21 protein-coding genes and 1 pseudogene are annotated in these 17387 nt (G+C 26.2%); 17 read left to right on the top strand and 5 right to left on the bottom strand.

The window, feature by feature from the left end:
• The first annotated feature begins 84 nt into the window (after positions 1-84).
• The 5 genes from I4V16_RS02320 to I4V16_RS02300 all read left to right on the top strand — a co-directional run bounded on the left by I4V16_RS02320 (position 85) and on the right by I4V16_RS02300 (position 3342).
• Entirely contained in the window at positions 85-267 is a 183-nt protein-coding gene (locus I4V16_RS02320) for a hypothetical protein (protein ID WP_195541979.1), read from the top strand.
• 241 nt (positions 268-508) lie between these two features.
• Positions 509-1837 carry an MATE family efflux transporter gene (locus I4V16_RS02315; RefSeq protein ID WP_195541978.1) on the top strand — a complete coding sequence of 443 codons (1329 nt, stop codon included), beginning with the start codon at positions 509-511 and terminating at the stop codon, positions 1835-1837.
• A 33-nt stretch (positions 1838-1870) separates the two neighbouring features.
• Positions 1871-2158: a metal-sensing transcriptional repressor gene (locus tag I4V16_RS02310; protein ID WP_049180077.1), complete on the top strand. Its 288-nt coding sequence runs from the start codon at positions 1871-1873 to the stop codon at positions 2156-2158.
• Positions 2159-2210: 52 nt separating this feature from the next.
• Complete coding sequence (locus tag I4V16_RS02305; protein ID WP_049180078.1) at positions 2211-2765, top strand: DUF1629 domain-containing protein; 555 nt, start codon at positions 2211-2213, stop codon at positions 2763-2765.
• Between the two features lie 121 nt (positions 2766-2886).
• Complete coding sequence (locus I4V16_RS02300) at positions 2887-3342, top strand: hypothetical protein (RefSeq protein WP_195619594.1); 456 nt, start codon at positions 2887-2889, stop codon at positions 3340-3342.
• 171 nt (positions 3343-3513) lie between these two features.
• Here the strand turns inward: I4V16_RS02300 and I4V16_RS02295 are convergent.
• A pseudogene (locus tag I4V16_RS02295) lies at positions 3514-3714 on the bottom strand (helix-turn-helix domain-containing protein); the annotation flags it as partial.
• A gap of 343 nt (positions 3715-4057) precedes the next feature.
• Here I4V16_RS02295 and I4V16_RS02290 point away from each other — a divergent pair.
• From I4V16_RS02290 to I4V16_RS02265, 6 genes are all read left to right on the top strand, one after another.
• Positions 4058-4360, top strand: coding sequence for a hypothetical protein (locus I4V16_RS02290; RefSeq protein WP_049177759.1), 303 nt, complete (start codon positions 4058-4060; stop codon positions 4358-4360).
• 145 nt (positions 4361-4505) lie between these two features.
• Positions 4506-4652, top strand: coding sequence for a hypothetical protein (locus I4V16_RS02285; protein ID WP_153246614.1), 147 nt, complete (start codon positions 4506-4508; stop codon positions 4650-4652).
• Positions 4653-4896: 244 nt separating this feature from the next.
• Entirely contained in the window at positions 4897-5412 is a 516-nt protein-coding gene (locus tag I4V16_RS02280; RefSeq protein WP_049177761.1) for a YcxB family protein, read from the top strand.
• A 13-nt stretch (positions 5413-5425) separates the two neighbouring features.
• The gene (locus tag I4V16_RS02275; RefSeq protein WP_049177762.1) at positions 5426-6142 is read left to right on the top strand and encodes a hypothetical protein; all 717 of its coding nucleotides are present in this window, start codon (positions 5426-5428) and stop codon (positions 6140-6142) included.
• A gap of 185 nt (positions 6143-6327) precedes the next feature.
• The gene (locus I4V16_RS02270; protein WP_143759169.1) at positions 6328-6669 is read left to right on the top strand and encodes a hypothetical protein; all 342 of its coding nucleotides are present in this window, start codon (positions 6328-6330) and stop codon (positions 6667-6669) included.
• A gap of 158 nt (positions 6670-6827) precedes the next feature.
• Positions 6828-7148 carry a hypothetical protein gene (locus I4V16_RS02265; protein WP_049177765.1) on the top strand — a complete coding sequence of 107 codons (321 nt, stop codon included), beginning with the start codon at positions 6828-6830 and terminating at the stop codon, positions 7146-7148.
• A gap of 224 nt (positions 7149-7372) precedes the next feature.
• Here I4V16_RS02265 and I4V16_RS02260 read toward each other — a convergent pair whose 3' ends face one another.
• The 4 genes from I4V16_RS02260 to I4V16_RS02245 form a co-directional block, all read right to left on the bottom strand.
• The gene (locus tag I4V16_RS02260; RefSeq protein ID WP_053089714.1) at positions 7373-8092 is read right to left on the bottom strand and encodes a GntR family transcriptional regulator; all 720 of its coding nucleotides are present in this window, start codon (positions 8090-8092) and stop codon (positions 7373-7375) included.
• Positions 8093-8185: 93 nt separating this feature from the next.
• The gene (locus I4V16_RS02255) at positions 8186-9496 is read right to left on the bottom strand and encodes a PTS sugar transporter subunit IIC (protein WP_049177767.1); all 1311 of its coding nucleotides are present in this window, start codon (positions 9494-9496) and stop codon (positions 8186-8188) included.
• Positions 9497-9512: 16 nt separating this feature from the next.
• Positions 9513-10439, bottom strand: coding sequence for a haloacid dehalogenase-like hydrolase (locus I4V16_RS02250; RefSeq protein ID WP_195966469.1), 927 nt, complete (start codon positions 10437-10439; stop codon positions 9513-9515).
• A 68-nt stretch (positions 10440-10507) separates the two neighbouring features.
• A complete protein-coding gene (locus I4V16_RS02245) occupies positions 10508-10825 on the bottom strand; it encodes a PTS sugar transporter subunit IIB (RefSeq protein ID WP_049177770.1) in 318 nt (105 codons plus the stop codon).
• A gap of 324 nt (positions 10826-11149) precedes the next feature.
• Here I4V16_RS02245 and I4V16_RS02240 point away from each other — a divergent pair, with 324 nt between their 5' ends.
• From I4V16_RS02240 to I4V16_RS02215, 6 genes are all read left to right on the top strand, one after another.
• Positions 11150-11557, top strand: coding sequence for a hypothetical protein (locus tag I4V16_RS02240; RefSeq protein WP_207745401.1), 408 nt, complete (start codon positions 11150-11152; stop codon positions 11555-11557).
• A 333-nt stretch (positions 11558-11890) separates the two neighbouring features.
• On the top strand, positions 11891-12400 hold the full coding sequence (locus tag I4V16_RS02235) for a hypothetical protein (RefSeq protein WP_099330152.1): 510 nt from the start codon (positions 11891-11893) through the stop codon (positions 12398-12400).
• A gap of 658 nt (positions 12401-13058) precedes the next feature.
• Positions 13059-13724 (top strand): response regulator transcription factor, encoded by a 666-nt coding sequence (locus I4V16_RS02230; RefSeq protein ID WP_005211993.1) that lies wholly within the window; start codon positions 13059-13061, stop codon positions 13722-13724.
• On the top strand, positions 13724-15166 hold the full coding sequence (locus I4V16_RS02225) for a HAMP domain-containing sensor histidine kinase (protein WP_032116773.1): 1443 nt from the start codon (positions 13724-13726) through the stop codon (positions 15164-15166). Before I4V16_RS02230 ends, I4V16_RS02225 begins: the two co-directional genes overlap by 1 nt.
• A gap of 208 nt (positions 15167-15374) precedes the next feature.
• On the top strand, positions 15375-16733 hold the full coding sequence (locus tag I4V16_RS02220) for an FtsX-like permease family protein (RefSeq protein WP_032116772.1): 1359 nt from the start codon (positions 15375-15377) through the stop codon (positions 16731-16733).
• An 11-nt stretch (positions 16734-16744) separates the two neighbouring features.
• Complete coding sequence (locus I4V16_RS02215; protein ID WP_005212002.1) at positions 16745-17377, top strand: ABC transporter ATP-binding protein; 633 nt, start codon at positions 16745-16747, stop codon at positions 17375-17377.
• Positions 17378-17387 lie beyond the last annotated feature (10 nt).

Raw genomic sequence — 17387 nt, 5'->3', positions numbered from 1 at the left:
GGTATTTGAAAAATATGCTATAATTAACTCATAATTGTAAAAAAGCTAGATATAAATAAAATAAATTCAGAAGGAGAGTATTAGATGGGGTTAATTATTATAGGAATAATTTTAGTAGCTATATTTATGGTTATATTCTATATGCCAGCTAAGTTAAAGGAACAAGAAGAAAAACAATCGTTATATGTTAAAGAACTATATATAAGAATAAATAGACTTGAATCTAAGATAGATAAAATACTAGATTCAAATAAAAATGAATTTTAAAATAATAACTTAAATATATTAAGAAAGTAAAATGCAATATTAAATTAATGGTAATACCGTGTTATTCAAAACTGAATATGCGGTATTTTTTAGTGCGCAATACTAATAAAGTACAAGCTGTGTAGATATTGCGAACTAAATGTTCTATGAAAATTTAATAATGCTATATTGAAGATTTAAAATATAGATGCTATCCTTTTATTATCCCCTATAGGGGGATGATAAAAGGGGTGGAAGTACAATGACATATTTAAGAAATAATAGAGAAAATCTTATTACTATTTTTATTTTGGCGATACCTGTAACAATTGAAAATGTTCTTCAAACACTTTTAGGCACTGTAGATACTTACTTTGCAGGGAATATTAACGATAATGCAATTGCAGCAATTGGGGTTACTAATTTAATCATTAACATTTTTATAGCATTCTTTACTGCTATTAGTATAGGGACAAGCACTATAGTTGCCAGGAATTTTGGGAGAAAAGATATAGAAAAAGTAAACTTGGCCATAAAGCAATCTGTTATATTAGGAGGAATAATTAGTCTAATAGTTGGTGTTATTAATCTTATATTTTATGAACAAATCTTAATGATATCAGGAGCTTCAGGTGAAGTGTTAACTTTTGCAAAACCATACTATATGATTGTTGTAGTTCCAGTTGTATTCCTTTGTTTAACTCTTATTTTATCTAGTTGTTTAAGATCAATTAAAGATACTAAGACACCAATGATAGCAACTGGGGTTGCAAATGTAATAAATATAATATTAAACTTGGTTCTTGTAAAGTTAGGACTGGGTGTTGTCGGAATAGCTTTAGCTACAACGATTTCGCGTGCAATAAATGTAGTGATACTTTTAATAAGATTAAAGCGTGGCAAAGATGGGGTTAGAGTAAATATAAAAAGTTTGAGTATTGATAAGAATATCATTAAATCTATTATAAAAGTAGGATTACCAGCAGGAATTGAAAAATTAATTATGAGGTTAGGGCAGTTAGTTTATAATAGTATGATTATATCTATTGGTATGTCAGTATATGTAGCACATAATATAGCAGGGAATGTTGAAAGTTACTCCTATATACCAGCAATGGGATTTGGAGTAGCTACAGCGGCTTTAGTTGGAATTACTATTGGTGAAAATAACATTAAAAAGTCTAAAGAATTAGTTTTTCTAGCAAATGCTATTACTACTATTTTTATGGTTACTATTGGAGTAATATTTTTTGTTTTTGCACCAAAATTTGCAGAGATATTTACAGATACAAAAGAAGTCCAAGATATGGTTATTAATGTTTTAAGATTAATAGCTTTATTTCAACCATTTGCAGCTTTAACTCAAATTTTCACAAGTGCATTACAGGGGGCAGGAGATACTAAGTTTCCTATGTATGCAACACTAATTGGTATTTGGGTAATTAGAGTTGGAATAGGTTATTTGCTTGGGGATATATTAGGGTTAGGGTTGTTAGGTGTATGGATGGCTTATGCTCTTGATATTACAATAAGAGGGATTTTATTGCTAAAACGTTTCTTAAATGGAAAATGGGAGATGATAGTTATATAATTAATATAACTAGTGAATAAGGAGAGGAATTATATGAGTGAAAATCATGAACATAAGCATACACACAAGAATACAAAGGCTGTAGTAAATAGACTTTCAAGAGCAATTGGTCATTTGGAATCTGTTAAGAGAATGGTGGAAGATGGTAGAGATTGTAGTGAAGTATTAATACAAGTTTCTGCTGTAAAATCAGCAATTAATAATATTGGAAAAATAATTTTACAAGATCATATTGAAAATTGTTTAGTTGATGCTGTAGAAACAGGCGATAAGAAGGTTATCGCAGATTTAAATAATGCAATAGATAAGTTTATGAAATAAAAAGGATATTTTTAGATCAATACCGTATTATTGAAAATGGAGACTGGGTAATATGAAAATATGGAGATTATATTGTGATGTCAACAAATATTTAGGCTATTGGGTTGATAATGAATCAATTCTCGAAGATATCAAGAATAAATTAAATACAGGAGAGATGATTAGTGATTGGGAAGCTATACAAATAGAAAAGGGTGATGAAAATTCAGAGATTATAGGAGATATATCACAATGCTGGTCATATAGCGGAATAATTTTTGTAAGTGAAAAAGTAAAAACTATATTAGAAAATATATATTCGGATGAACTTCAATTTTTAGAAGTATTTGATGAAGAAGATAACAAATTATATATTATGAATATTTTAAAGTACGTAGAAGGAATTGACTATGAAAAATCAAAACTACATATTGTCGGTGGCAAGTATATTGTTGGAGTTGATGAATATGTATTTCTAGATATTGTTAAGCAAATTCCTATCTTTAAATTAAATTTAAAGGGATTTAGATGGAATATGGCAATATTTATAAGTGATGATTTTAAGAAATTATTACAGGATAATAAGGTTACAGGTGTACTTTTTGAAGAATTATATGAATTTAATTAGAAAAGAGAAGAAATCTTATGAAAACTGAATAGTATAGTATTTCTAAAAAATGTTATAATCAATTCATAGTTGTAATTCATAACAAAACTTTACCAATTTAAAATTATGTAGGAGGCGTAAAGTGAAAATAATTGATATTGCTATTCTATTGTTTTTCATTTTAATGATTATAAGAGATATAAGAATAAAAAGAAAGTTAATAATACCAACAAGTAAAAGTCATGTAGAAAATATTATTTTTTTACTTATTATAAGTTTTTTCATAGGAATGACTTACATGGGGGCTAAAACTTGGATTCATTATTTGTTAGGTGTATTAGCAATTATTTGGCTTACAATTATGTGGATTAAAATTGGAATTACTACAGAAGGTTTTTCATCTATGAGGCGTGGTAAAGGAATAATAAAGTGGAATGAAATTAGCAAATTAACAATTGTAATTACAGATAATATAAAAATCACAATAACAGGTAGTTTTATGGAAGAAATATTTTACTTTAAAAGAAAAGATTATAATGAAATAATTGATGTTATAAAAAATAAATTACCTATAAAAGCTAAATTAAATATAAATTAAATATTAGATCACTAAAAATACCGTATTATTGAAGAAAGAATATACGGTGTTTTCTATTTTGGAACTTGTAGATATTGCGAACTAAGTGATTTTTGAAAATTGAATAGTACGGTATTTACAAAATATGTTATAATGGATTCAAAATAGTATTAAATTACGACAAGAATTTGAACGATGCTTTTTGTATACAGCTTCGCCAGTATCGGAAAGGTATACTTCAACATGGTTTCCTTTTTTTATTTGAGTAGTCGTACTACGACGTATTTCATTTAGAATGGTATTTATTGATCTGCCAAGTTCTTTAGATATCTTATATGCTGAAAATCCATCTTTTAAACGAAGCTCTATAGTCATACGCTCTGAAAAATTCAAGTGTTTATTTTTGTTTTATTCTGTGTTAATATTTGAGTGATCCATAGTGATTATCCTCCGTGTATGTTTTGGTTTGGCGATTAAAGCATAACACAGAATAATCCACTATGGATTTTTTTATTAGTTCAATTTCATTTTACGATTAGTCAATAAATTTTTATACATAAATGATAGTAAAATAACTTATTAATCGTTAAATGGGCAGGTAAATATGTAGCAGAGTATAATCCATACCCACCAAATAGTTATCAAGTGGCTATGTTCTAAGTTGAAAATATCTATAATTTTATCATTATAACAAGAGTTTATTTTTAAGTATATAATAAAAATGGGGGGCGAATATATGAAATGTCCAGAGTGTAAAAGTAAGTTTACTTTTACAGAAAGATTTAAATTAGCTTCTACCAATAATCAAAGAATAGTTTGTTCTAGATGTAAAAATACATTTGAAAAAGATGGTGATTTTAATGTATTTGATTTTGTTATTGGATTAATTTTAAATATAAGTACTGTAATAATATTTATTACTTTATCAAATATTAATATGTATATAACTGTTTGTTTAGCAATGGTCTTGGGATTAGGCGCTGATTATGCTTATTTATTTTTAATTCAAAATATTAGGAAGTACAAAAAAATAAAGTGATTAATTCCTTGTAGATGAGAATTATGAAAGGGTTAAAGGTTATTTTTGTATAAAAGACGATAATAATTTTTTAATTAAATATTTTAAAATATTTAAAAGAGGTGTCTTATTAATTATATAGGCTATATTTATAAGTAGTTATTTTATGGGAGTAATAAAAGAAAAAATAGAAATGGCTAAAAAATTGTTAGATATTATATATTTAAAAACAATTACAATAATAACAGAATTATTAAATAGAAGAAGTAGAAAAGGTGAAATAGTTCCAGGAAACTGGAACTATTTTTTGTAAAATTTAATATTAAAAAATCTATAGAAATAGAGAAAATATCACAAAAATGGATTATATAGTAAAACTATATAAAGTAGTGAGTGTACAGTAAAAGAAACTAATTTTATGTTCTTTGAAAATTGAATAGCACGGCATTTACAAATAATACGGTATTTACAAAATATGTTGTAATCAAGGAAGAATTGGATTATTATATTATTTGGAAGTTTTTGTTAAAGTGTGAATTAGAATTTGAGGTGATAGCATGATTCGATATAAAATGGATTTAAGTGATGAAAAAAGAGAAACCGCTATAGAAATAGCTTTAAATAGAGAAAAGAATGTTCGTAGAAGAAAGATAATTGTTCCATTAAGTTCGCTTGTAGGTATAGTTGAAATTATTGTGGGAATATATTTCTGTACAAAGCGTTTAAGCATTTCTAGTATAGTCATATTAGTAATTGGTATATTTATGCTGTTCTTAGCAATCAATGCAAAATCTTTTCAAAGATATGCTTTAAGAAAATCAGAAAAACTTTTAGATAGTTCTTTTCGCTCTGGAGTTATTGAATATATTTTCGATGAAGAGGGGATTCAAATTGTTTCTGAACTTGGATATGGTAAGAATTATTGGAACGCTTTTAAAAAATATGGCACTATGGGTCAATATTTTTATATTGAAAGAAAAGATAAGCAAATGATTCTAGTAGACCAAAATGATTTAACAAAGGATGAAATAGAAGAATTGAAACAGTTATTATCTTATAAAATAGATATGTAAGAGGAGAAAATTTATGAATCTGAGTAAAAAGATAATTGCAAGTGTTTCATTTATAGTGATTATAATAGGTGGCATTGTAATTTATAATATAAAAAATCCAACAATCAAAGGCTTACAAGGCGGTAGGGGAATAATTAAATATAACGGGCAATTGGCAATGATGGATAGTTTTTTTTCGGATTTTACAGAAGCAGAATATTTAGGGCGTACAGAGGATAAAGAGTTTAAAGTATATGCATACGGGAAGGATTCTAATTATAATTTATTTACCCTGGTTGGTTCTGATAATACCGATTGTTATAAAACAGAAAGTTTTGTAATACCAAAGTCTGGTGATGTTACTAAAGTATTTATAGACCCAGCTGTTAGAGCTAGTGATAATAAAGTGACAAAAAATAAGACAGATATAGAAATGTTCAAAAAGTTAGTTTCATATCAAGGAGATGAAAGTAGATATAGTATAGCTAATATATTTACAGAAGGAACTGAAATCTATTTTGCTTATGATGATTGTCCTGTTACTACCTATGATAATTTAGTTGGATACATAGCATATGTTGATGATAATTGGATTATTGTAAGTCCAGAAGAGTATAAAAGTTCGATTGATGAAAAAATATCAAATGAAACTAATTTGGTTGGAAGAAAAATTACAGATTATAAATTAATTGAATGGCTTATTGAAAATAACACAGGAGTAGCTCCGCCATCTTACACGGAAAAAATTTAGTTTGTTATGTTTAAAGATACAATGAATTTAATAGTATGGTATTTACAAAATATGCTATAATCGAATCATAATTATGATTTGATCTAGATAAATTATAATTTAAAGGGAAGATATATATGAAGAAAATATTATTAATTATACCTATTTTTATACTGTGTCTGCTAATATTAACAGGTTGCTTAAACATGAAATCCCAACCAGGTACAGATAAAAATTCAACTAATCTATCTGAATTAAATGGAGATTACGCATATTTGCGTGTGGAAGTAATTTCAAAAGATTATGAAACAAAAATGATGCAAGTTAAAATTGTTGATTTTGATTCTGTTTCTGGTGTTAACATAGGTGATGTTCCAGTAGGCTCAGAAGGTAAATTAGATTGCTCAGGTCTATTAACAATTGGAGGAATTAAAGAAGGTGCTGAATGGATTGTCTCATATAAAGATGAAAAACAAAGTAATTTGCCTTTGTATATATACTCCATAGAAAACATTGATTATTTTAATGAACGTTTATTGAAAAAATAAAATACTAGTAGAATTCTAATAAATATATCTTGATTATTAATCGGAATCCTATGGATTGATATAGGAAAAACTTAAAGTAATTGAAATTTAAAGCTCATTATATGGTATAATTGATTTGTAATTGACCATGCTGTTTAACAATATAAAGGAGAGTTATTATGATTTTATTGTTTTCTCTTGGATGTATTATTGCAACGATATTTATTGTTTACAACATTATGTGCTACAAAAATAAAAAGTCTATTTATATGTTAAGTGATAAGTATGCTATTCTAAATTCTCATTATTATACTATACAATTAATTTTGGGATTATGTAATTCATTCTTATTACTTATTTTTTACATTGCATGGTATATATTTAGTAAAAATGAATTCTTATTTATTATTTTGACTCCAATAATTTTTTGGGGATTAAACTACATTTTAGAATTTTATTCTAGAAAAAAAGGATATATAGGTGCTAAAGAAGAATCATAATAATTAAGAAAATAAAAATATATTTGTAGAAATACCGTATTATTTAATGCTGAATATGCGGTATTTTTTAGTGTGCTATTCTAAGATAAGGCGAAGTATTTGTATAACAAAATCCAATGCTATGGGGCACTGGATTTTGTTATTTACTAAAGATACTTTTTAATAAAAAAGAGTTTATTCTTCAGAATCTATTTTCTCATCTCGAAACATTAATTTTCTTAAAATTAGTTCTTAATAAAGTTTGTATAAGTATATCTTTCTGTTACAATATGCTTTATAGAAATAAGTATAATTTCGTTATTTGAATCATAAAACTTTTTTTTAACACATAATAAGGGGTGATTAATTTCTATATCTAATTTATTACTTAATTCTTGTGATGTAGACTCGATTACATAACTTTCTTCTACCCTACTTATCTTTATCTCCATTTTATCTAGCAGATCATCAATACTATTAACTTCTAAAGAACTTTTATCAATACTATTAAATTTATTATCTAAAAAGTAATAATCTACTAAAATTGATTTTTTGTCATTTATTATTACTAAGTATTGCATAAGTAAAGCTTTCATTTCTTCAGCTAAACTTGTTATGTCTTTATCAAAAATTGACGTCATCCCAATCATGATTAATATGTATTCATATAAATTATAATATAGCTTTTCTAATAATTTTCTCTCATCAACTTCAATAAATGAATTTGAAGATACTTTTTTTAAATCAGATACAAAAGATCCTTTTCCTTGTAATCGATATATAAATCCGTCTTTTTCTAATTCAGCCATTGCAAGCCTCACTGTTGTCCTGCTAACAGAGTACATATCACAAATTTCTTTTTCTGATGGTATCTTATCATTTTCCTTCATATTTTCTTTAATTTGTTTTTTTAAAGTTTTAACTAATTGAAGATATAAAGGAAGTTTATTTTCACTACTAAGCAAACTCAGCACCTCTACTTAATTTATTATAATATCAATATTATTTGTTTGTATACTTAAAAGGAGGGGATAAATAATCCCCCCATTTATTATAGCTTATAAATCTATATCATCCAAATTAAAACTATCTACATCAGTAGTTGTATTTTGTTCTGCTAAAAGTTTAGATCTATCATCTATTTTAAAGAATGGATAGTAAATTAAGACATCTATTGCTATGGTTATGATTTGTATTATGGCACCACTTATGGAACCCCCTGTTGCCAAATATCCTGCGATAATGGGAGGTGTAGTCCATGGAATTACTGCTCCAATTGGTTTTGGTACAAATCCCAAATCCATTGCAAAATACGTAATAATAGCTGTAATAACAGGTGCTAATATAAAAGGTATAACCATTTTTAAGTTCATTATAATAGGATTACCAAATAATACTGGTTCGGCAATTTGAAAACTTACTGGAGCTAAGGACATTTTTCCTAATGCCTTATTTTCTTTACTCTTTGACTTAAAGAATAATAATAGTGCTAAAGCAAACAGACATCCAGCCCCTCCCATAAATACAAAGTTATATAAAAATTCATATGTTATAATATTTGGTAATTCTTGTCCAGCCTGATATGCTATACGATTCATATCAGAATTTTGAAGAAGTAGAGGCTCTATTATAGGCGCAGTAACTTGAGCTCCATGAATACCAAACATCCAGAAAAAACATTGTACAAATATAACAAATAATATTCCTAGAAGTGTACTACCTAATACACCCAATAATGCTCCAACTGTATCTGCTATTAAGTCATGAATATTATCAACTCCAAATGCATTAAGCCCTAATAATACTAGTAACCAAAAAACTATAACTGCTAATCCTGGTATAATGGATGAAAATGCCTTACTTACATTTGGTGGAACTGAGTCTGGCATTTTAATCATAATATTACGAACAACAAACCATCTGAAAATTTCTGTACTTATCATTGCAACAAATATTCCAACGAAAAGTCCTGAACTTCCCAAGTATTTTATTGGGAATCCTGTCCCAGATTCACCTGTTATAACTGGTGTTAATAATATAAATGAAGAAAGCGATATTAATCCTGCTGATATTGTATTTAATTTATAATAGTTTGCTAAATTATAAGCAGCTGTAAATGTTACGGCAAATCCCAATATTCCAAAAGTAGCATCACTAGCCTTATTTAGAATTGCCTGTAAACCTATTGAGTTTAAAAAATCAGTAAATGGTTGATATGGAAATTGTGCAATTAACATAAATATAGAACCAATTATAATTAATGGCATAACGGTAGCCATAGCATCTCTTAATGCAACCAAATGTCTTTGCGACGTAAATTTACCAGCAAAAACTTGGATTTTACTTTCAAAACTAGCTTTATTCCTCATTGATTTCACCTCATAATTAACGAATATTAGATCTGGATAACATTATTAGTTGGTGTCTTCTTCCTCTAATAGCTTGTCCTAATGCAAATATGTTTTCTGGTAAACATATCCCATTAAATGAATCTCCTATATGTTGTAAATCGGCTCCACAAGCTTTTGATACTAAACCAATTTTTTTAATTGTTTCAATATCAGCAGAATCTTGACTAGTACCATTAGCGGTCATAACTAAAATTTTATCTTCAATGGACTTACCTTTATTGAATTCTTTTACTAAAGTTACAATTTCATATAAATCTTTTTCTCTAAAATATGGAACTGTATATGGTGCTGGAACTAATAGTATATCAATTCCTTCATTTATAAATTCTTTAGCAATATCAACATTCATAACTGGTTCATCAACACCTGATCCATGCATTTTACCTGCAATAATTAATCCACTATAATATTTTTTTGCCATTTTTATAGACTCTTTAATTGCTGAGTTAGATACTCCTGTTCCTGGATTTCCTGTCAAGCATATAAAACTAAAACCATACTTATCTGCTAGTTCTAGTGTCTTAGGGGATACTATACGACCAATTGAAATTTCTGAACGATTTTCATTCATTTTTGCATTATAGTCAACTGGTTCTAGATTAATACCAATAGGTCTTGCTATTGCTTGTCTTACCCAAGTAATTTGTTCATCTGCTTTTATATCATTAGGGACACCTACTATTTTAGGTTCAAATAAATCTAAGGCATTGAACATTATTAAATCTGCTCCAGCAGCTCTTTCAATTTCAGCGTTAGTAACTCCATTTAGAAAGCATCCTCCAGTTGGGACGTTTTCTGCCATTATAGTTCTTCCTTCTGATGCTAAAATACTTTGTTTTAAATCAATTGGAGATACATTTAAAAAATCTTGTCCTCCATAATCTAGTAGTCTTTTTTTCATTTTATCACTCCTAATAAATACTCTAATTATAAAAATGTTTAAACAAATCCTACTTTATTTAATATCATCTATTTATTACTTTGTTTATATAAAGAGATTGCAGACTTTAATACCTTTTCTCCATCCATTTTTCCATAGTCAATCATATTAATAGCCATAATTGGTATTGGACTATATTTCTTTATAGTTTCATCCAATAAATATCTAACTTGTGGACCAAGTAGTATACAATCTGGATTTTCAGTTTTTACAATATCATCCATAACAGATATTGAAAAAGCTTTAATTTCAACTTTTAAGTTATTTTGATTGGCGCAATTTTGCATCTTTTTTGCAAGCATACTTGTGGACATACCTGCACTACAAAACAAATAAAATTTTTTCATTTTAATCGTCCTTTCTAATATATATATTTGAACTTGTTATAACAAGTTAGGATTTATATTTTTATTATAATCGTTTTCAAAGCTTTGTCAACGAATTTTTTTGTTAAATTATTATATTTTTTTACAAATATATCAAGTTTATTTGTAGGAATCCTTCTACTTGTTATAACAATAATGCTATAAAAATGGAAGGTATATTAAGTGATTATATCAAGGAAATATAAAAAATATAGCTTTAAAATATTCAAATTACAGGTTCGTTTGTGTATAATTACCAGGTGGAGGGGAGGTGATATATTGAAGAATAAGTCCAAACTTATTTTGATGGGAATAGTATTCATAATTCTATTTGGATATATTTTTTATCAGAATTATAAAATTAATAATTATAAAGAAAACTTATCAAGAATTACAAGACAGCATATTCAAAAGTTTGCTACTACTGCTGGAAATATAGAAAATGATAAAAACTATTTGCAAGAGTATGCAAGTATTGTTACTGCACAAGAGGCATATATTGCATTAAATGAATATAAAGGTGTTCCTTCAGACGAGTGGCCTACAAGTATTGAATATTTATTTATTCAGATAAAGGAAGTTATGCTTAATAATAAAGAAAAATTAAAAAAAGTATTTAAAGAAGAAAATGGATCTGAATTGATGGTTAGGATATCAAATAACTTTAAAGATAAAGATTCTATTAAGAAAGTAATTGAGTTATTAAATAATTAAGTTTAGCATTAAGTTTATTATAGATTTATATAATGGGAGAGTTAAAATGATATTTTGTGTGTTACTTATTGGTATTATATGTATAGTACTTTTGGTGAATAATGTGATTTCTATTCTATATAAGATTAGAGATAATAAGAATAATACATCAGCAAATACATTTATTTGTTGTATAGCATTAATATACCTATGGCTTAGTATAATATTTTTATCAAGTATATAATCTACATATGAGATAAGAAAAGAAAGAGTATAATTTTACAAAGGTATAAAATTAGAAATTTAATAAATAATTTTAGGAAGTTAATAGGTGTTGAAGGGAGCTCTAATAAGATGAAAAAGATAAAAAAAGTTTTAATTGTTATATTATTAATTAGTATAGGAATATTAGCATTTTATTTTATTCCCGTGAGAATAACACCAAAGGTTCCATTAACAAGTGAAGATATTAGTATAAAAGTTGAAAGAACTAGCGGAAATACTGGGCCAGTTTTTAAAGTAGATAAAGATAAAAATAAGCTAAAGAATATATTAAAAGAAAAGTATCCTGATAAAGATATAGAACCATATTATATTGAATTAATAGGAAACTTGCCATACGGAGTAGTAAATGATCCAATATTATTGGGGGACTTTATAGTTCATGGGAGGATTATTTCTCCATATGGAGGAGAGGAAAAGAGTACAATAATTGATGTTAAATACACAGATGCAAGAATTTCAAGATTTTTTAGAGATGACTTACAAAATAGTGGAGAATATGCAACACTAACTGTAGTTATTGCATTTATAGTTGCATTAGCATCTGCAATTATGTTAATTATTATATTTATAAATCCTTAAGACTTAATGAAAGTTTATTATAGCAAATTTAAGTTTATAGAGTAGATAAATAAGTATGAAATTAATTTGAGTTTGAAGGGGGAGCTATGAGAAAATGTTTAATTTGATAAAACAGAGAAAATAGAATAGCAAATAAGAATAAGAGGCTTGAATTAACAAGTCTCTTTTCTAATTTTATAAGTAAAACAAAAACTATCAACAGCATCTTTTGATATCATAAAATCTTTTTTATTCTAGCAATCTCAAATTTCCAAATTGTTTTTCTAGAAATTTTATCTGCATAAATGTATATTTAAGTATTGTTTTAAATAGTTAATTAATGTGAGCAGAATATTTTAGGTAGTGGTTTAGAATAATTAATGATGAACCGTACCATAAGTAAGTGAGGTTTTTACTGAAATTAGGTTAATAAATAAGGGAATTTGAGAAGGAGAGGGTTGAGAATATTATCATTTAAGTAAGCCTTTATATATAGAACTTTAGTGATAAATTATATGTGGAATTGGTATATAAATAATATTATTAATTTAATGTTAAGAGTGTTAATTTATGAAATTAGCACTTTTATATTTATAATATAATTGAAACTTTATGTTATTATGTATTTATAAAATAAATTCATTTTGATATATATTATATAAAATGGAGGAAAATATAAATGAAAATTAATATATTAATTGTTGAAGATGAAAAAGAAATAAGGGAAGGCGTAAGTGAATATCTAGCAGAGGTTGGATATAGCGTTATAAGTGCAGAAGATGGAATGCAAGCAATAGAATTATTTAAGAATAATAAAATTGATTTAGTAATTTTAGATATAATGCTTCCAAAGGCTAACGGATTTGTTGTTTTAAATAAAATTAGACAAGAAAGCAATGTTCCAGTAATTATGTTAACAGCAATGAGTGATGATTATACCCAAATTATGAGTTTTGATGAAGAGGCAGATGATTATATTACAAAGCCATTTTCAATAATAGTTTTACATAAAAGAATAGAAGCACTTCTTAGAAGAGGAGTAAAAGTTAGTGAAAATAAAAAGTGGTGTTATGGAGATATAGAAATTGATTTTGAAGGATATTCAGCAAGAAAGAATGGCGAAAATATTGATTTAAAACCTAAGGAAATAAAATTAATAGAGTTATTATTAAAGTATGAGGGAAAGGTTTTAACAAGAGCACAAATCTTAGATAATTTATGGAGGATTGAAGAAGCACCAAATGATAGGGTTATTGATGTATATATTAAAAATATAAGAAAAAAGTTGTTATTAGATTGTATAGTAACAGTTAAGGGAATTGGATATAAATTTGAGGAGCAATGATGAATAAGTTAAAGCTATTTTCAAAAACATATATATTTACCATGGGGATAATAAGTGTAATAATTTTAATTTCAAATGTTTTAATTTATTTAGCATTACCCAAGGTATATGTGAATAATAAACAAAAGGAAGCTGATAAAATTATTGAAGATTTAATTGAACAAGTAAATAAATCTGATAATAAGGAATCATTTAAGATAGCAAAGAATTTTGCTGAAAAATATAATATTCAAGTTTTACTTACTATAGGAGATGAAAAAAGGGTATTTCAAGGTTTGCACAAAGTAGATATATATGTTAATGAAGAGGAAATTACAGAAAACTCTTTAATAATTCCTAATTTAAGTGGTGAAAATATTATAGAAAGTTTTGATGATGAAAATGGAGAAATATTCGGTCAATATATTAATATAAATAATTTATCAATAATAAAAAGTAGGGACTTTAAAAAAAGTAATGATGTAAATGGAAGTGCTAAAATAGTAATGGATTTAGAATCATTCACAGAAACAAGAGATATTATATTAAAAATACTTCCATATTCTATTTTTATAAGCTTGCTTATAGCACTTATTGCATCATATATATATGCAAGAAAAATTACAACTCCAATAAAAGAAATTTGTGATGTTACAAAAAAAATGGAGAATTTAAATAAAGAAGCCTTTTGTGAGGTAAAAACTGAAGATGAAATAGGAATATTAGCAGCTAATGTAAATAGTTTATATGAAAATTTATTAAATACAATTGTATCATTGGAAGAGGAAATAAAAAATGTAAGTGAATCTGAAAAAATTAAGGTGGATTTTTTAAGAAGCGCATCACATGAGCTTAAGACACCACTAATGAGTATGTATATAATGATTGAAAATATGCTATATGATATAGGAAAATATAAAAATCATTATATATATTTAGAAAAATGTAAGGATATAGTTAGTGAATTAAGTAAAATGGTTCAGGAAATTTTAGATACTTCAAAACTTAATATAATAAATAATAAAAATGAAAGTGTATTAGATTTAGGTAGTTTAGTTCAAAAGAACATAGAACCATATAAATTAATAGCTAAGTCAAAGAAAATTAATATTAAAATGAATTTAAAAGAGTCTTTTAATATTAAAGTAGATGAAAAATTATTTACTAAAGCAATTTCTAATATTATTTCTAATGCAGTAAATTATACTGATGAAGGAAAGGAAATAAGAATATATATAAAAGATAAAAAACTTATTATAGAAAATGATTGTAAGCCAATTTCAGAAGAATATTTAGCACATATTTTTGAGGCATTTTATAGAGTTGATTTTGATAGAAATAAGAGTAGTGGGGGGAATGGGTTAGGATTATACATAGTTCAACAAATTTTAAAAATGTATAATTTAGATTATTCTTTTAAATCAATATTAACTGGAATGAGTTTTGAAGTTGATTTTAATTAAATATTTGAAATTTGTTCATGTTTAATAAAAAATAAAATAGTTGAAAAATAACGGGTATTAGATTAATAATATCCTTATTTTTTTATAAAAAATAATTTAATTAATACGATTCTTAATGAATTTTATAAACTTAATTTTTAAATTTCATAAATATTTCATATTAGGTTGATAGAATGTACTCAAGTTAATAAACAAGGAGGACATAAATATGAATGTATTTAAGAGATCAATATTATATATAACAAGAAAAAAAATAAAAAGTATTATTATGTTATTTATATTATTTGGAATAGCAACGGCAGTTTTAAGTGGAATTTCAATTAAAAAGGCAGCAAATATAGCAAGACAAGATTCAAATAAGGATATGGCAAATACTTTTGAATTACAAGCTAATTTTGCGGGTAATTTTGAAGGAACAATTCCAGAAAATTTAATTGATAAGGTTTCAAAGGTAGAAGGTGTTAAGAATTATGATGCAGCAATTCAAGGAGCTGGTTTAGATTTAGAAAATGTAAATTATATAAAACCTGAAAAAAATGTAGTTCAATATAATGATGATTATAAATATGAAAAACTTTTTTCTGTAGAAGCACATAAAAGTTCAGAATATGATATTAAGTTTATAAGTAAATCATTAAAGCTGATTGATGGTAGACATATTGTTGCTACTGATAAAAACAAGGTATTAATTCATAAGGATTTAGCAGAAGCAAATAATTTAAAAGTTGGAGATACTATAAAAGCAACAAAGAGTGCTGGAGATTTTAATGCATCAACTTTATCTAAAAGTGATTATGACCTTGAAATTGTAGGTATTTTTGAAAGTGAAAATACTGAAAGAGCTGGACATAAATTAGAAATGCCAGAAAATCTTTTAATTACTGATGTAGATACTATTAAAACTTTATATGGATATTCAGATGGAAATGTAAAATATACAAATGCTACTTTCAATACAGATACTGATGTAGATAAAGTAACATCAAAATTTAAAGATATTTCTACTGATTGGAATAAGTATACAATAGTAAAAAGTGAAGATACATTTTTAGCTTTATCTAAGTCTTTTGATTCTTTAGATAAGATTATAAATATGGTTTTAATTGGAGCAATAATAGCTGGAGTAATAATACTTTCATTAGTGTTAGCATTTTGGATTCAAGGAAGAGTTCATGAAACCGGTATATTACTTTCAATAGGAGTTTCAAAGTTTAATATTATTTCTCAATATATAATTGAATTATTACTTATAAGTATATTAGCTTTTGGAGGATCATATTTCTCAAGTAAGGTAATTTCACAAAATATAGGAAATACAATAGTTGCACAAGCAGGTAAGCAAGCGGTTCAAGACGTTCAAAGTGGATTTGGAGGATTTTCATTAGGAAATGATGTTAATAGTTCTTTAGCAACTCGTACAGTAGATGAAATAGATGTAAAAGTAGAGGTTGAAGAATTAATTTATGTATATGTTATAGGAACAGTTATTATCATACTTTCAGTAATGGCATCATCAGCATCAATAATTAGATTAAAACCAAAAGAAATATTATCCAAAATGAGCTAGGAGGAAAATAAATGTCAATTTTAGCATTAAATAAAGTTAATTATTCATATAAAAATGGAAAAAAAGTTTTAAATGATATAAGCATGGAATTTGAAGAAGGAAAACTTTACGCTATTTTAGGGGCTTCGGGTTCAGGAAAATCAACGTTATTATCACTATTGGCTGGATTAGATGAACCTAGAAATGGCGAAATATTATATAATAATCAAAATATAAAAGTAAAGGGATATGAGAATCATAGAAAAAGCAATATTTCATTAATATTTCAAAATTATAATTTAATTGATTATATGACACCTTTAGAAAATTTAAAAATAGTTAATCCCAAGGTGAATAAGAAAATATTAAACAATTTAGGGTTAGCTGATGATGAAATTAATAGAAACGTATTACAACTATCAGGGGGACAGCAACAGCGTGTTGCCATTGCAAGAACACTTGTTACAGATTCACCAGTAATATTAGCAGATGAGCCAACGGGGAATTTAGATAGTGATACAGCTGATGAAATTATAGAAATATTAAAAACAAGTGCACATAAACATGGAAAGTGTGTAATAGTGGTTACTCATAGTAAGGAATTAGCTAAAAAAGTAGATGTTGTACTTGTTCTAAAAAATAAAAAACTAACACAGATTAATTAATAAAAATTAT

This window comes from Clostridium sp. 1001283B150210_160208_E6 (assembly GCF_015669365.1).
GTDB lineage: Bacteria > Bacillota > Clostridia > Clostridiales > Clostridiaceae > Clostridium > Clostridium paraputrificum.
The sequence above is the reverse complement of the archived record's forward strand: the minus strand, read 5'-3'. Positions and strand labels throughout refer to the sequence as shown.

Coding starts and splice junctions, on each gene's coding strand:
- I4V16_RS02265 (WP_049177765.1), top strand. CDS start 6,828: ATGATTTTATTGTTTTCTCTTGGATGTATTATTGCAACGATATTTATT.
- I4V16_RS02245 (WP_049177770.1), bottom strand. CDS start 10,825: ATGAAAAAATTTTATTTGTTTTGTAGTGCAGGTATGTCCACAAGTATG.
- I4V16_RS02235 (WP_099330152.1), top strand. CDS start 11,891: ATGAAAAAGATAAAAAAAGTTTTAATTGTTATATTATTAATTAGTATA.
- I4V16_RS02220 (WP_032116772.1), top strand. CDS start 15,375: ATGAATGTATTTAAGAGATCAATATTATATATAACAAGAAAAAAAATA.
- I4V16_RS02215 (WP_005212002.1), top strand. CDS start 16,745: ATGTCAATTTTAGCATTAAATAAAGTTAATTATTCATATAAAAATGGA.
- I4V16_RS02280 (WP_049177761.1), top strand. CDS start 4,897: ATGATTCGATATAAAATGGATTTAAGTGATGAAAAAAGAGAAACCGCT.
- I4V16_RS02290 (WP_049177759.1), top strand. CDS start 4,058: ATGAAATGTCCAGAGTGTAAAAGTAAGTTTACTTTTACAGAAAGATTT.
- I4V16_RS02250 (WP_195966469.1), bottom strand. CDS start 10,439: ATGAAAAAAAGACTACTAGATTATGGAGGACAAGATTTTTTAAATGTA.
- I4V16_RS02285 (WP_153246614.1), top strand. CDS start 4,506: ATGGGAGTAATAAAAGAAAAAATAGAAATGGCTAAAAAATTGTTAGAT.
- I4V16_RS02255 (WP_049177767.1), bottom strand. CDS start 9,496: ATGAGGAATAAAGCTAGTTTTGAAAGTAAAATCCAAGTTTTTGCTGGT.
- I4V16_RS02275 (WP_049177762.1), top strand. CDS start 5,426: ATGAATCTGAGTAAAAAGATAATTGCAAGTGTTTCATTTATAGTGATT.
- I4V16_RS02270 (WP_143759169.1), top strand. CDS start 6,328: ATGAAATCCCAACCAGGTACAGATAAAAATTCAACTAATCTATCTGAA.
- I4V16_RS02240 (WP_207745401.1), top strand. CDS start 11,150: ATGGGAATAGTATTCATAATTCTATTTGGATATATTTTTTATCAGAAT.
- I4V16_RS02225 (WP_032116773.1), top strand. CDS start 13,724: ATGAATAAGTTAAAGCTATTTTCAAAAACATATATATTTACCATGGGG.
- I4V16_RS02230 (WP_005211993.1), top strand. CDS start 13,059: ATGAAAATTAATATATTAATTGTTGAAGATGAAAAAGAAATAAGGGAA.
- I4V16_RS02320 (WP_195541979.1), top strand. CDS start 85: ATGGGGTTAATTATTATAGGAATAATTTTAGTAGCTATATTTATGGTT.
- I4V16_RS02305 (WP_049180078.1), top strand. CDS start 2,211: ATGAAAATATGGAGATTATATTGTGATGTCAACAAATATTTAGGCTAT.
- I4V16_RS02315 (WP_195541978.1), top strand. CDS start 509: ATGACATATTTAAGAAATAATAGAGAAAATCTTATTACTATTTTTATT.
- I4V16_RS02310 (WP_049180077.1), top strand. CDS start 1,871: ATGAGTGAAAATCATGAACATAAGCATACACACAAGAATACAAAGGCT.